This is a genomic window from Catellatospora sp. NPDC049111, assembly GCF_040648615.1.
GTDB lineage: Bacteria > Actinomycetota > Actinomycetes > Mycobacteriales > Micromonosporaceae > Catellatospora > Catellatospora aurea.
In genome coordinates, this window is the sequence record NZ_JBEZEB010000078.1 from 1 (window position 1) to 14,367 (window position 14,367).

10 protein-coding genes are annotated in these 14,367 nt (G+C 72.7%); 4 read left to right on the plus strand and 6 right to left on the minus strand.

The genetic code is table 11. From position 1 onward, the window contains the following. On the minus strand, positions 1 to 2,565 hold a 2,565-nt coding region (locus AB0B66_RS43395; RefSeq protein WP_360541461.1), incomplete at its 3' end, for an FtsX-like permease family protein. After that, positions 2,562 to 5,786 (minus strand): FtsX-like permease family protein, encoded by a 3,225-nt coding sequence (locus tag AB0B66_RS43400; RefSeq protein WP_360541463.1) that lies wholly within the window; start codon positions 5,784 to 5,786, stop codon positions 2,562 to 2,564. The genes AB0B66_RS43395 and AB0B66_RS43400, both read right to left, overlap by 4 nt. A gap of 272 nt (positions 5,787 to 6,058) precedes the next feature. Here AB0B66_RS43400 and AB0B66_RS43405 point away from each other — a divergent pair, with 272 nt between their 5' ends. Beyond that, entirely contained in the window at positions 6,059 to 6,979 is a 921-nt protein-coding gene (locus AB0B66_RS43405; RefSeq protein WP_360541465.1) for a 2-hydroxyacid dehydrogenase, read from the plus strand. A gap of 34 nt (positions 6,980 to 7,013) precedes the next feature. Here the strand turns inward: AB0B66_RS43405 and AB0B66_RS43410 are convergent, their stop codons facing one another. Both AB0B66_RS43410 and AB0B66_RS43415 read right to left on the minus strand, forming a co-directional pair. Then, positions 7,014 to 7,442, minus strand: coding sequence for a hypothetical protein (locus AB0B66_RS43410; protein WP_360541467.1), 429 nt, complete (start codon positions 7,440 to 7,442; stop codon positions 7,014 to 7,016). Positions 7,443 to 7,525: 83 nt separating this feature from the next. Next, positions 7,526 to 8,263, minus strand: coding sequence for an SDR family oxidoreductase (locus AB0B66_RS43415; RefSeq protein WP_360541469.1), 738 nt, complete (start codon positions 8,261 to 8,263; stop codon positions 7,526 to 7,528). 109 nt (positions 8,264 to 8,372) lie between these two features. Here AB0B66_RS43415 and AB0B66_RS43420 point away from each other — a divergent pair, with 109 nt between their 5' ends. After that, positions 8,373 to 8,873 (plus strand): hypothetical protein, encoded by a 501-nt coding sequence (locus AB0B66_RS43420; protein ID WP_360541471.1) that lies wholly within the window; start codon positions 8,373 to 8,375, stop codon positions 8,871 to 8,873. A gap of 73 nt (positions 8,874 to 8,946) precedes the next feature. Here AB0B66_RS43420 and AB0B66_RS43425 read toward each other — a convergent pair whose 3' ends face one another. Next, complete coding sequence (locus tag AB0B66_RS43425; RefSeq protein WP_360541473.1) at positions 8,947 to 10,422, minus strand: M1 family metallopeptidase; 1,476 nt, start codon at positions 10,420 to 10,422, stop codon at positions 8,947 to 8,949. A gap of 277 nt (positions 10,423 to 10,699) precedes the next feature. Between AB0B66_RS43425 and AB0B66_RS43430 the strand changes: the two genes are divergently transcribed. Together AB0B66_RS43430 and AB0B66_RS43435 are read left to right on the plus strand one after the other, a co-directional pair. Beyond that, a complete protein-coding gene (locus AB0B66_RS43430; RefSeq protein WP_360541475.1) occupies positions 10,700 to 10,912 on the plus strand; it encodes a hypothetical protein in 213 nt (70 codons plus the stop codon). A gap of 34 nt (positions 10,913 to 10,946) precedes the next feature. Beyond that, on the plus strand, positions 10,947 to 11,840 hold the full coding sequence (locus tag AB0B66_RS43435) for a hypothetical protein (protein WP_360541477.1): 894 nt from the start codon (positions 10,947 to 10,949) through the stop codon (positions 11,838 to 11,840). Positions 11,841 to 11,865: 25 nt separating this feature from the next. Here the strand turns inward: AB0B66_RS43435 and AB0B66_RS43440 are convergent, their stop codons facing one another. Continuing rightward, positions 11,866 to 14,190, minus strand: coding sequence for an arylsulfatase (locus tag AB0B66_RS43440; protein ID WP_360541479.1), 2,325 nt, complete (start codon positions 14,188 to 14,190; stop codon positions 11,866 to 11,868). Positions 14,191 to 14,367: the final 177 nt, after the last annotated feature.

Here is a 14,367-nt window from a genome sequence, read left to right on the forward strand (position 1 = left end):
CATCCCGACGACCACCAGCACCAGGCAGGCGCCGACGATCACCGGGTCGAACGTGACACCCACCGACACCCCGTCGGTGAACTGCGACAGCCCCAGAGCGGGGGCGATCAGATGCGGCACCGCCGTGCCCACCACCGCACCGGTCACCACCGCCACGGCCACCACCGGCATCAACTCCACCAGCAGCAGACCACGGCCCTGACCCCGCGACAGTCCCATCGTCCGCAACCGCGACAGCACCGTGCCCCGGCCCCGCGCCCCCGACACCACCGCGAAACCGATCGCCAGCAACGCCAGCGCCACCCCGGCACCCGCACCGATCGCATACGCGAACGTCACCACCGCGTTCAGGCTGGACCTGTCCAGCTCCGCCCGCGCCTGCTCCCAGGTCGTCACCGCGGTCGTCGGCCGGTCGTAGGCGTCGGCCCGCACACCGCGTTCGATCCAGCGGCGCTGGCCCGCGTCGCCGGCCTCGCGCAACCGCCGCGGGTCGGGCGTTCCCGCGATCAGGAAGCCGGTCGGGTCCAGTGCCTGGCGGTCCGCGGCGGCCGGCTGCCAGGGCAGCACGACGAAGTTCGTGGCCCCGGCGATCGGCGCGACGGCGTCCACGGTCTGGGCGACCGCGAAGTCCACCCGGCGGCCGCGGACCGTCACCGAGCCGTGGTCGACGCCCAGCCGCTCCGCCAGGCCGGCCGAGACGACGGCCGGGAGCCTGCCGCCGGCCGGGGCGGCGGTGATCGCCCCGGGGGCGGTCGACTCGACGCCGGAGGCGTTCGCGACCCGCGCGTACGCGGGCCCGTCCACCAGCACCGTGTAGACCACGCCGAGCCGCCTGCCGTCGGCGCTCAGATCCGCGGCCGGATCGACCGCGTACGGCGCCACCGCGACGACGCCGGGCACCGCGGCCAGCTCCTCCGTGGTCGCACCGTCGAAGGCGTAGCCCTCCACCTTCACGTCGGCGCCCATCCGCAGGTCGGTGGCGCGGTCGCGGCCGGTGTCGATGTCGCCCGCCACGGCGACGCTGAACACCGCCGTGCTCACGGCGACGACCAGCACCGCGACCGGGCCGACCACGGCGCCCGCGGTCCGGCCCGCGCGGGCCAGGCCCAGGAAGCCGATCGCGCCCCGGCCGCGAACGGACAGCCGGGCCAGCCCGGTCACGATCGGCGGCACCAGCCGCAGGGTGGCGACGGCCGCCCCGGCGGCGAGCAGCGACGGCACCGCGGCCAGGTAGAAGTCCACGCCGCCGGATCCGTCGAGGCCGCGTCGGCGCAGCAGCCACACGCCCAGCCCGGCCAGCACCAGCAGGCTCAGCTCCGCGGTGCGCCGCCGCACGCTGACCCGCCCCAGGTCGGCGCGACCGGCGGCGAAGGACGGATCACGCGCCACGACCACGGCCAGCACGGGCACCGCCAGCGCCGCGAGCAGCGTGTACGCGGCCAGGATCGGCCAGCTCGCGGCGGGCCGTCCGGGCACGGCCAGGCCGAGCAGTGCCCCGGCGGCGGCCGCGAGCAGGACGGGCAGGGACTGCGGCAGCGTGTACGACCCGATGGTGCGCAACGCACCGCCGCGTGCCCGCAGCAGCGCGAACTCGGCGCGTCGCCTGCCCACGGCGACGCGTGCCGCGAGCAGCGCGAGCCCGCCGAGGGTGACCAGCGCGCCGAGCTGTGCCACCGCGAGCAGCGCGGTGACGGAGGCGGCCTGGTCGGCGAACCGGGCCAGCAGCGTGTCCAGGCCGGTCACGAGCAGGAAGCCCGGGCTCTGCCGGTGCGCGACGCCGGCGGCCTCGACGGCCTGCGGCAGCACGCCCATGTCCAGGCGGTTGATGTCGATGCGGTAGCGCCACTCGTACACCAGCGAGGTCCGCTTGGCGAGCCGGTCGAGTCCCGTCTCGTCGCTGAACACGACCGCGCGGAACACCTCGCCGTCGTCGTGGGGCAGGTCTGCCCGCAGTCCCAGCGGCATCGGCTCCCAGAACGTGGCGTCCTCGTCGTGCGGCGCGACGATCCCGACGACCTTGACGGGGATGTCCGGGTCGCCGTCCGCGCCCGGCCACCGGAACACCTGGCCGACGCGCTGGCGCAGCTTGGTGGCGTTCCACCGGGTCAGCACGATCTCGACGGGCTCGCTCGCGGACCGGTCGGTCTCGGGCAGGCGGCCTTCGACGACGTCGGCCTGGTCGGCCAGGCCGCTGCCGGCGCGGAAGCTGAAGAACGCCTTGGCGGGCAGGCCGGTGCCGGTGACCGGTGAGCTCTCCAGCGGTGTCGACATCGACCACCAGGAGTGTTCGATGCGGTCCCGCAGGACGGGCGCGAGTTTGTTCTGGTGGTCGGCCAGTTGCGCCTGTGGTGTCCAGCCGCCGGCTCCGGTGGGCTCGGCGCCGCGGAAGGTGAGGTCGCGGGAGGCGTAGCCCAGTTGCGACAGCTCGTGGTGCAGCGCGTCGTCGGTGAGCCGGTTGGCGGCGCGCGGCGCGCCGATCACCAGCGCCGCGGCCAGCATGGTCAGGACGCACAGCAGGAGGGTCGGGCCTGCGGTCGTACGCGCGCGGGAGATCCATCCCTTCACCGGTCGGCTCCGATCCGCAGTTGGGTGGCGGCCAGTCGCCGCCGCGAGGTGGTGGCCACCAGCCCGGCCATCACGAGCGTGACGGCGAGCAGGGCGGCGGCTGTGGCGAGCACGGGTGGCCAGTCCGTCGTGGTGAGCGCGGCCGGCACCGGCCGGTTCGCGCTCGGGGTGAGGATCACCAGGGGGCCGGTGGTGCGGGCGACGACCAGGCCGACGAGCAGGCCGACGGTGACGCCGAGGCCGGCCAGGAACGCCTGTTCGATCATGAGGGCGCGGGCCAGCAGGCCGGGACTCGCCCCGAGGGTGTTGAGCACGGCGAGTTCGGAGGTCCGGCGGCGGGCGGTCGAGCGCAGGTCGACGCCGATGCCGACCAGCGCGAGGCCGATCGCGCCCAGGGCCGCGATGAACAGCGCGAGTCGGCCGCCGACGCCGAACGGGTCGTTGCCGGCGCGCTGTGCCAGGTCGTGGCGGTCGACGACGGCCAGGGTCGGCAGTTGCGCGGCGGCGGTGGCGGCTTCGGCGTGCCGGGCGGGGTCGGTGGCGGCCCACCATTCGGTGACGTCCGGGGCCGGCAGCCCGGCGTGCTGCAGGTGCGCGCTGAAGGAGGGCATGTCGAGCAGCAGCGCGGCGGGCTCGGCGCCGCCCGGCAGGGCCTTCGTCGTGCCGGTCAGCTGGACCGGCACGGTCTGCGACCACAGTTGCAGGTTCAGGGTCTCGCCGGACTCGGTGTGCAGCGCGGCGAGCGCCTCGGGGGTGGCCAGCGCCGGTACGGGTGCGACGGCGGCCTGCGGGCGGGTGGTGAAGGTGAACTTGCCGTAGTCGGCGGCGGGTTCGGCCATCCAGGCGTCGACCTTGATGCCGTTGCCCCGGACCGTGGCCTCATACGCCGGTTTGCCGGTGGGCAGGCTCCACGCGGCGGCCGGGGTGTCCAGGGTGATCGCCGTCGCCGTGCCGGAGCGGTCCACGGCGGTCAGGCCGGACAGGGTCCAGCTGACCCGGGTCTGCAGCGGCAGTTCGGGTCCGGTGACGGTGACGGCGGTCAGTCGGATGCCCGGCTCGTTCGGCACCGGTGCGGTGAAGGCGTACCTGCCCCTGCCGGGTCGCAGTGGCACGGTGCGGGTGTCGCCGTGCCGGCCGGTGAACTGCAGCGCGGTGGCTTGGCGCGGGTCGCCGTCCCAGGGGTGGCCGTCGAAGGTGATGCGGACGGTGCCGCGCACGGTGGCGGTGCCCGGCGGCAGCACGGCCCCGGTGACGTGGCTTCCGGCGGCGGCCATGCCCGCCAACAGGGTTGGCGCGTCGCCGAGGTCGGCGCGCAACCGGATCAGGTCGCCTGCCGCGGCGGCGTCCAGCGCCACCACCGAGGCCGTGGTGTCGCGTTCGCCTGCCCGCAGGGTGGTGCGCCAGGCCGGGAGCGCTTCGGTGATCCCGGGCAGGTCCCGGATCTGGGCTCCTCGCTGCGGTGGGATGACGGTGCTCGTCTCGGTCAGGCGGAGGTCTGCTCCGGCGGTGTGGTCGGCCTGGTCGGCCTGTGACTGCCGGGCGGTGGCGGCAAGCGTCCAGGCCAGCGTGCTGACGGCGACGCTGAGCGCCAGCAGCAGGACCGGCCCGGCGCTGGGGCGGCGGCCGGCCTGCCAGACGCCGAGTTGGGTGGCGAACCAGCCGGTCCGGTCGACGGCCCGTTCGAGCAGCCGGGTCAGCAGGGGGAACATCCGCAGCGCGACGACGGCTCCGGCCAGCACTCCCAGCGGCGCGGCCGCGGCCAGCAGGGGGTCGACGCCGAGGCGCCCGCCGGAGCCGGTCAGCGGCGAGTCGTACTGGCGCAGCTGGTACCAGGCCAGCACGGCGAAGCCGACGAGGGCGAGGTCGAGGCCGGTGCGCTGGGCGACGGCGACCCGTCCGGGGCGGGACCGGGTGGCGAGGTCGGCGACGTAGGTGCCGCCGCCGCGCAGCGCGGGCAGCACCATGGCCAGTACGCAGCCCAGCCCGGCGGCAGCTGCGACGGCGACCGTGGCCGGGGTGATCCCGGCGGTCAGGTCCAGGTGGGCGGCGCTGAGCACCGGCAGTCGCCCGGCCATCGCCAGCAGCGGCGCCGTCAGCAGTGGCGCGATCACCGCGGCGGGCGCGGCGACCAGCAGGGCCTCGCGGGTGGCCAGCCCGGCCAGCTGGGCGCGGGAGGCCCCGCGGGCGCGCAGCAGGGCGGTCTCCTGGCGGCGGCCCTCGGTCAGCATCGCGGCGAGCAGCAGCAGCGCGTAGCCGCCGAGGATCGCGATGAGCAGCAGCGGAGTGAGCAGGTCGGATCGGCCGACGAGGCTGGCCTGCTGGATCCGGTCGACGAGCCGTTCCAGGTGGGTGGACACCTGGCCGCCGTTGCGGAAGCCGAGCTGGGTGGGGACGTCGGCCAGGTGCTGGACCGTCTCGCGGGCGGCGGCGAGGGCGGCCGGCTGCGCCCCGGACAGGTCCGGGGTCACGACCCAGGCGTTGCTGCCCAGCTCGGACCAGCCGTCGAAGAAGTCCTCCCGGGTGAGCACCAGCGGCCCGTAGGTGTTGCGGCCGGCCTCGGCGCCCTGGGCGGTCTCGGGGGCGAGCAGCCAGTACGGGTCGGCGGCCGCGGTGGCGGCGAAGATCCCGGATACGACGACCTGTTCGGTGTGTTTGGAGACGCCGTTGGCGAGGGGGACCACCGACCCGGCGCGCAGGCCGAGGGTCTGTGCGGCCGCTTCGCCGACGACGACCTGCCGCGGCCGCGCGCCGGGGACGGGCCAGCTGCCGGCGACGAGGCGGGCGTGGTCGGCCAGTTTGTCGAGGAACATGACTCGCGCGTAGGTCACGCCGTAGGCGTCGCGGGCTGCTTTGCCGGTGTCGCCGGCGAAGCGGGTGCCGGTCGCGTAGCCCGCGGCGGTCACCTCGGGTGCGGTGTCGCCGAACCGGGCGGCGAAGGTGTCGCGCACCGCGGTGTCGGTGGCGGTCCACTGCGCGGCCTGGCCGCCGCCGTCGGTGGGGCCGGTGGTCCAGCCGCTGCTGCCGGCGGGGCGGGAGGGCAGGCGCAGCTGGATCGCGCGCTCATCGGCGGGGGCGGCGGCGACCGCTGCCCGGCCGCCGGACTCGATCACCGCGCTGCTGTACGCGGAGAGCGCGGTCAGCAGCGTCGTCGAGATCAGTACGGCGACCGCGACCGCGGTGAGCAGTCCTCTGGCGCTGTTGGCACGCCGGCGTCCCAGCACGGCACCTCCCCTGTGGTTCGGAATCTCAACCACCCGAGAGAGGTTCAGCGCCCTATCGGTTGCTGTTCATGGCGTTCGCCACAAATGTCGCCGAGGTCGCGGCTGAGCAGCACAGACGTGCTACCCGCGCGCGCTATGGTCCGACAGCGGTTCGACCTTCCGGTGTCATCCAAGCGAACATTCGGTGTACTGCACCGCACCACTCAGGTTGCGCCGTACGCATCTCGACCGAATCGGCGTGTGCGGGTCGGCGCGGCGCATACCGTGGATTGATGCAGGTGTGGATCGCCGGTGAGCAGGGACGGCAGCTGATGGGCCCCGTCCCCGACGGCGTCGAGGTTCAGGTCCTGCCGGCGTGGGACGCCCCGCTGCCCGGCGATCCGGCCACGGTGGAGTTCTGGGTTCCGCCGCTGCTCGGCGGGGCGGACACGGTGGCGCTCGCGCGCGGCATGCCCGCGCTGCGGGTGGTGCAGCTGCTCAGTGCCGGCGCGGACGTGTGGGTAGGACAGCTGGACAGCGGCGTGACGCTGTGTGACGCGCGGGGCGTGCACGATGTCGACGTCGCGGAGTGGGTGGTGGCGGCGATCCTTTCCAGCCTGCGGCGGCTGGACTACTTTGCCCGCGCCCAGCAGGAGCACCGTTTCGCCCATGACATGGGCGCCGCCGACGAACTGTCCGGCAAGCGCGTGCTCATCGTCGGGGCGGGCTCGATCGGCCAGGCCGTGGCCGTGCGGCTGGCGCCGTTCGGGGTGCAGCTGACGTACGTCGCGCACACCTCCCACGACGGCATGCACAGCGTGGACGATCTTCCGCAGCTCCTGCCGCAGGCCGACATCGTCGTGCTGCTGCTGCCGCTGACCCAGCAGACCCGGGGCATGGTGAACGCGGCGTTTCTGGCCGCTTTGCCGGACGGGGCGCTGCTGGTCAACGCCGCGCGGGGCCAGGTCGCGGATACCGATGCTCTGGTCAAGGAGCTGTCGACGGGCCGGATCCGGGCGGCGCTGGACGTCGCCGACCCCGAGCCCCTGCCGGCCGACCACCCGCTGTGGGACATGCCCAACGTCCTGTTCACCCCGCACATCGGCGGCGCCACCAGCGGTGTCCTTCCCCGGGCGTACCGCCTGGTGGGCGACCAGGTGCGCCGCTACGCGGCCGGACAGCCTTTGATCAACAAAGTGGTAGGCGGTTACTGAGCGGCGGTGGACCGTCTCGCCCGCCCGTCGCCGCTCAGATGCGGCGTAGCCGGGGCTGGGACGGGTCGACCCAGGTCTGCTCGACCGGGCCGAGGCCGCAGATCGCGATGACGGCGGGCTCGGGCGCGTCCGGGCGCGCGCCGTCGTAGTGCGGGGTGCCCGCCACCCTGCGGACGTAGGAGCTCGGGTAGGCCGCCACGGCCCGGTCCGGGTCGAAGTCCGGGCCGCTGTTGCACCACCAGACTCCGGACAGGACCACGCACAGCCGGTCGGTGCGGTAGAAGTGCGGTGCGCTCATGAAGCCGGGATACCACTTCATCAGCACCAGGTAGATCCCGTCGGCGTCCTCGCCGCCCGACAGCGTGGCCGTCTCGACCGATCGGGGTGGCGCGTCGGGTGGCGCCTGCCAGGCGATCCGATCGGGAAGCCGGATCACGGTCTGGGCGGGATTCAGTTCACCCATCGTGGATCCTCTCTCGGGGCCGCGGTCTCCCGCCGCCCGACTCGGCGTGACCGCGGACGTGTGCACCGTGCGGCGGTCCGTGCTCAGATCATGCGAAGTGCGCCGCCGTCGATGGGCAGCATCACTCCGGTCAGATAGCCGGCGGCCGGGGAGAGCAGGAACACGGCCGCCCTGGCGAACTCGTCCGGCTGCCCGAAGCGGCCCAGCGCGTTGTCCGGCGGCTTGCCGCCGGTGATGGCGGCGAGCTGCTTCTGGCGGTCGGTGGCGATGTAGGCGGGCAGGAGCCCGTTGACCCGGATCGCTTTGGCGCCCAGCTCGTCGGTGAGCGTCTTGGCGAGCATGGCGAGCCCGGGGCGCAGGCCGTTGGAGACGGCAAGGCCGGGTATCGGCTCGCGGACCGACGACGACAGGACGAAGGTGATCGAGCCGGCGGCCGTGAACGCGGCCGCCGCCGCCCTCGCGATGCGCAGCGCGCCGAGGAAAGTGGACTCGAAGGCGTCGCGCCACACCTGGTCGGCGACGTCCATCGCGGTGCCCACGGGCGGGCCGCCGACGCTGATCATCGCGCCGTCCAGGCGGCCGAACCGGTCCAGTGCCGCGCCGATGATCCGGCCGGGGGTGGCCGGGTCGGCGTTGTCGGCCACGACGCCGGCCGCGCGGGAGTCGCCGCCCAGGTCGCGGGCCGCGCTCGCCACGGAGTCGCCGAGCCCGGTGATGACCACCTTGGCGCCCTCGGCGGTGAGCACCCGCGCGACCGCCAGCCCCAGGCCGCTGCTGCCGCCGGTCACCACGTACACGTGGTCGTTCAGCCCGAGGTCCACGATGTGGTTCCCTTCGACCCCACCATATCCACGGATCGTATCCGACCAAACACCTGTGGTTACGACAACCCGTCAACCGGCGGCCTGCCGCTACCGCATGATGGAGATCGTGACCGGTTCGGACGTGGCCGAGTGGGCGAACTTCGGCATCGTGGCCGGCACGGCCGCGGCGACCCTCACCGGGCTGCTCTTCGTCGCGGTGACCCTGCGGATCGAGTCCATTGTCACCACCAGCGACCTGCGGTACCGGGCAGCCCAGACGCTGTCGCTGTTCATCACCGCGCTGACCCTGTCCATGCTGCTGGTGATCCCGGGGCAGCCGCTGGCCGTGCTCGGGGCGGAGATCATCGCCGTCGCGGCCGTGGGCGGCACGGCACTGGCCGTCTTCGATCGCCGCGCGTCACGGGCGGCCAGGCCCGACTCGCTGGCCCGCACGATCGACTCGGTCAGCCTCTCCCTGACCGCCGTGACACTCGTCGCCGTCAGCGGCGTCGCCTGCGCCGCGGGCCGCCAGTGGGGCCTGTACGTCCTGGTGCCCGGAGTCATCGCCGCCCTGTTCAGCGGGGTGGTCAACGCGTGGCTGTTCCTGGTCAGGCCGCCCGGCCACTGACGCCGGGCACGGCGGTGCGCGCCGTCGCGCGCCGCACCCGAGGCGGTGCGGCGCCCGACGGCGCAGGCCCCCGTCAACCCGGCAGCGGGCCGGTCTCGGCCGGCGTGGTCGGCGAGTCGAGCCACTCGTCGATCAGGGCGGTGAAGTCGTGCCCGGTCTTGGCGTTGACGTACGCCGTGAACGACGCGCGGCTCTGCTGGGTGTGCAGGTTGTCCTGGACCCAGCCGCGGGCCAGCGCGAAGAAGCGCTCGTCGCCCAGGGCCTGGTGCAGCTGGCGCAGCATGCCCGCGGCGCAGGTGTACATGCAGGTGTTGCCGAACTCGGCGGCGTTGGGCCTACCGGGCGGGCCGTACTGCTTGCGGTAGATGCCGTCGTACTCCCGGCCCTGCGCGATGCGCTCGGTCCTGGTCATCTCGTTCGGGTAGACCTCCATCTCGTAGAGGCGCTGGGCGTACAGGGCCCAGCCCTCGTTGAGCCAGAAGTCGCGCCAGTCGGCCGGGGTGACCGCGTCGCCGAACCAGTGGTGGGCCCACTCGTGCAGCAGCGTGCCGTCGAACGACCGCGCGCCCATCTGCCCGAACCGCTCCCCCATGGTGACCATCTGCTGGGTCTCCATGGCCGACGGCGATTCGACCATCACCACGCCGGCCGACGCGAACGGGTACGGACCGAAGTGCTTCTCCAGCCACTCCAGCTGCCTGACGGACTTCTTCATCATCGGCAGGTACGACGCCTCGTCGGCGTGGTACCAGTACGTGACGGGCAGGTCGTGCGGGCCCGTGGCCGTGGCCTTCTTGTACCTGCCGACCGCCAGGGTCGTCAGATAGGAGGCGACCGGCACCGTGCTGCGGTAGCGGAACGTGTTGCCCTGCTGCTCCTGCGGGGTGCCCGACGCGATCGCCGACCAGCCGCTCGGCGCGGTCACCGCGATGTCGTACAGCGCCTCGTCCGACGGGTGGTCGTTGACCGGATACCAGGTGAACGCGCCGAACGGCTCCTGCATCGTCCACAGGCCGCCGTCGCTGTCGACCGTCAGGCCGAGCGGGTGGTTGTCGCCGCGGGTCGTGGTGGGCCAGGGCGTGGTGCTCGGCTTGCCCCGGTAGCCGACGACGAGTGTGACCGGCACATCGGCCTTGACCGGCGCCTGCACGGTCAGCTTCTCGCCGTTGACCGAGCCGGTGGCAGGCTGGCCGTCGATCGTCAGGCTCTTGATCGTGTACGGCTTGAAGTCCAGGACGATCGAAGCAGCGTCACGGGTGGGCCGCATGTGCAGGGTGGCCGTGCCGGTGAGCACGCGCTCGGTGGGCGACCAGGCCAGTTCCAAACCGTAATGCAGGACGTCGAGGGCGTCGCTGCCGTGCTGCGGATATTGGGAGTCGACCACCGGCTTGGACAGGCCGGCGGCGTATGCGGCGTACTGGCCCGGCAGAGCCGTGCCGGTCGTCGCCGAGGCCGTCGGTGCGGGGGCCTCGGCCGCGGTCGGCCCGTCCGTGCAGCCGCTCAGCAGGGCCAGCAGGCTCGCCACGGCGATCGTTGTTCGGATGTGCAAGGGGTGCTCCGTCGTGAGGTCGATCTGTACCTCCGAATCCACGCCGTGATCCACTCGGGCGGTTGCCGCTTCATGGTGACACTTCGGTGAACAGACGGAACGTTGCGCCGAACCGCGGGCCTCGACCTCTGGCGGGCCGAGAGCCGGCGGCGCCTTGGTCAACGGCGTGCGGACTCCGCCGGTCCGTCCGTGGCGGTGCCGGTGCGCGGGTCCAGGCGTGCGTGCTCGGCACGGTCGTAGGCTTGCTCCAGGAACTCGGTCAGGCGCGGGGTCTCCGATGCGTATCGCGGCGATGTTCGTGCTGGCGACCGCGCCGATCGGCCGCTACACGCGCGCCCTGCCCACCTGGTTCACCGCGGTCAGCGTCCTCATCGGGCTGACCCTGCTGCTCACCGCGACCCTCGACGCCAGGTTCGCGCTGCTGTTCCCGGTGTGGCTGTTCGCCCTGTGCGTCATCATCCTCACCCGGCTGCGCAGATCCGGCACGTGACGCCGAGTCCGCCGTCGTCCCGTAAGTTCCTGACATGTCTTACGGGGTGGCGGCGCGGGAACTGTACGAGGCTCTGACTTGGCACGACGGGGCGGAACCGTACGAGACGGTCGTCGCGCAGTGGCTCGATCGGGCCCAGGGCGGCTACCGCGCCTGGCTGGCCACGGCGGCCGAAGACGGTTCGTGGTGGACCGAGGACACGACGGAGCCCGGCGGCCGCGAACTCGTGTGGGAGCTGTACGCCCTGCACCGGGTCAGCGACCTGCTGCTGCTCCCCTTCCAGCCTCCCGCGGACCAGCCCGGCTCCCCGGACCCGCGGCCCATGCTCTCCGAGCGCGAATACCTCGGCCTGTTCACCTCGCTGGGCATGACGCCGTTCGACGACGGCGACGTGTTCGACCCGTTCCTCCACGAGATCGCCGAGGTCGAGCAGGCCGACGACCCACACGCGCCGATTGAGATCACCGAGCTGCGCTGGCCCGGCCTGATGCTGGGCCGGCTGCTGTTCAGCCGGGCCGGCGTGCGGGTCCGCGCAGGCGCCGCGAACGCGCAGCGCGGCGTGGCGGACCGCTCGCCGCTGTACTGGACCTTCCGGCGCCGCCACCGGCCGACGGTCGACCTGTCCCAGGGCTGGGGCCGCAACTCCCAGTGGCGCACCGACTTCCGCCTGGACTACCGGACTCCGACCGGCGACCGGCTCAATGCGGCGGCAGCCCACCCGATCGACGGCAGCGCCGATCTGCACCCCGACCACCCGGGTAACCTCAGCCCCGAGGAGCGGCTGCTGACGCCCGGCGAGCGGCGCACGCTGCTGCGCCACCGCTGCCTCCTGCGCGAGCCCGAGGCCGCCGACACCCTGGCCGGATCACCCGCCTGGGAGCAGGATCTGATGCCTTTCGACTGGCGGCTTCCGCACTGCGAGTCCTGACCCGGAAAGGCGTCACGCGCCGGGGTCAGTCGCGGGCCAGCGCGGCGAACGCGTCCTTCTCCAGGTCCAGATACTGGTCCTGGCCGACGTGGACCTCGACGTGGTCGATCATGCCACCGCGGAACTCGACCGGCGTGGGATAGCCGGCGCTGACCGGGTCGCTGCTGTCACGGCCGACGCACAAGCCGTCCCCGGCCAGGGAGAACATGCCGATCTGGGTCCGCATGGGACCTTCGGCCGCGACCGTGTCGTTGACCCACAGCTTGGTGTGACCGAGCGTCTCGCCGTGCTCGCCGGTGCTCTCCTTGGCGAACTCGACGCCCAGGATGTAGCGCCCGGGCGTCAGCGGGTCGGAGACGAACTGCTGCTCAGGCGGGATGCCGAGGAAGTTGTACACGTAGTGGAGCTTGCGGTCGCGCAGGAACAGCGTGTGCCCGCCGAACCGGGACCCGTGCGCGAAGACCACTCCGGAGGCGTCCGGATCGGTGATCTCGACGGTGGCCAGGATGCGGTACGACCGGCCGCGGATGTTCGCCGCGATCGCCTCGGGCACCTCGGCGGCCCCCGGGTAGTACACGTAGGTGTCGGTGGCCGGGAACGGCTGCGGCCGCGGGTCTGCCAGGATCTCCGCGGGCTTGCGGTCGTCCAGCGGCAGCACCTGGTACTTCTCCGCCTCCGACAGCCACAGCTGGACGAGCTCGGCGAGTTTGTCCGGGTGCCGGTCGGCGACGTCGACGGCTTCGGCCCGATCGTCGTCGACCTGGTAGAGCTCCCACCGGTCGGCGTCGAAGCGGCCCAGCCCGGAGGTGGGCCCGTGCACGGCCACGGCCTTCCAGCCGTCCTCCCAGATGCCGCGGGCGCCGAGCATGGCGTAGTACTGCCGCTGCTTGGTGGTGGCCGCCTCGGGCTGGTCGAAGGTGTAGCGCATCGACACTCCGGGCAGCGGGACCTGCTGGACGCCGTTGACGACGTCGGGCATGTCCACGCCGCAGCAGTCCAGGATCGTGGGCACGATGTCGGTGACGTGGTGGTATTGATGCCGGATCTCGCCGCGGGCCTTGATGCCCTTCGGCCAGGAGATGACCAGCGGGTCGGTGGTGCCACCGGCGTAGCAGTAGCGTTTGAACATCTTGAACGGGGTGGAGAACGCCGCGGTCCATCCGGTCGGGTAGTGGTTGTAGGTGTTGGGGCTGCCCAGGTCGGCGAGGTGGCGCATGTTCTCGGCCATGTCGTCGGGCCAGCCGTTGAAGAACTTGTTCTCGTTGACCGACCCGTTGGGTCCGCCCTCGGCGGAGGCGCCGTTGTCGGCGCAGTACAGGATCAGCGTGTTGTCGAGCTGGTCGGTCTGCTCCAGGAATTCGACGATCCGGCCGATCTGGTGGTCGGTGTACTCGGAGAAGCCGGCGTACACCTCGGCCATCCTGGCGAACAGCTGCTTCTCGTCGGCGCTGAGGGAATCCCAGGGCCGGACGGTGTCGTTGGGGTCGAACGTGCCCTCGGGCATCGGGTTGAGTTCGGACAGCCTCGTGCCCTGCGGCATCACGCCGAGTTCGGTCATGCGGCGCAGCGCCCAGTCCCGGTAGGATTCATAGCCGTCGTCGAAGACGCCCCGGTAGCGGTCGGCCCACTCGGTGGCGACGTGGTGCGGGGCGTGGTTCGCGCCGGGGTTGAACCACATGAGCCACGGCTTGCCCGGCGCGCAGGCGCGGCTGTCGCGCAGCATCTGGATCGCCCGGTCGGCCAGGTCCTTGGACAGGTGGTAGCCGTCCTCGGGCAGATAGGGCTGGTCGATGTAGTGGTTGTCCTCGGCCAGCGTCGGATACCACTGGTTGGTCTCGCCGCCGATGAAGCCGTAGAACCGGTCCCAGCCCTTCAGCAGCGGCCAGTTGCGCTTCGGCGAGCCGGGGTTGGCCTCCTCGACGGGCACGCTGTGGTTCTTGCCGACCCAGTAGGTGTTCCAGCCCCGCTGGCGCAGCACCTCGGCCATGGTGGCGCACTCGTCGGGGATGTGGCCGTTGGCGCCGGGAAAACCGATCGAACCCTCGGTGATGCAGGCCATGCCGTTCTGGTGGTGGTTGCGGCCGGTCAGCAGGACCGATCTGGTAGGCGAGCACAGTGCCGTGGTGTGCCACTGGCTGTAGCGCAGGCCGTTGTCGGCCAGCCGCTGCAGCGTCGGCATCTTGATCCGCCCGCCGAACGGCTCCCATGCGGCCAGACCGGTGTCGTCGAATAGGACGATGAGCACGTTCGGCGCGCCGTCGGGTGCCTTCGGCGGCTCGTACGGCGTCCAGTCCGCGACCGAGTCCCGCACGTCGAGTTTGATGACACCGTTGAACCGCGGCTGATTCATGGGACACCTCCGGCATCGACCATATAAGCCGAATGTCCCTGCTCACGGTGGAATGCCTGGTGATGAACCGAGACACGCCGGTGGCCGCCCCCGGGGGGGGGGCCCCGGGGGGGGTTTGGCGGCGGGATAGCGCCCCCGGGGCGCCGGGGGGGGGGGGGCGCTCGTGGGGGTGCCCGG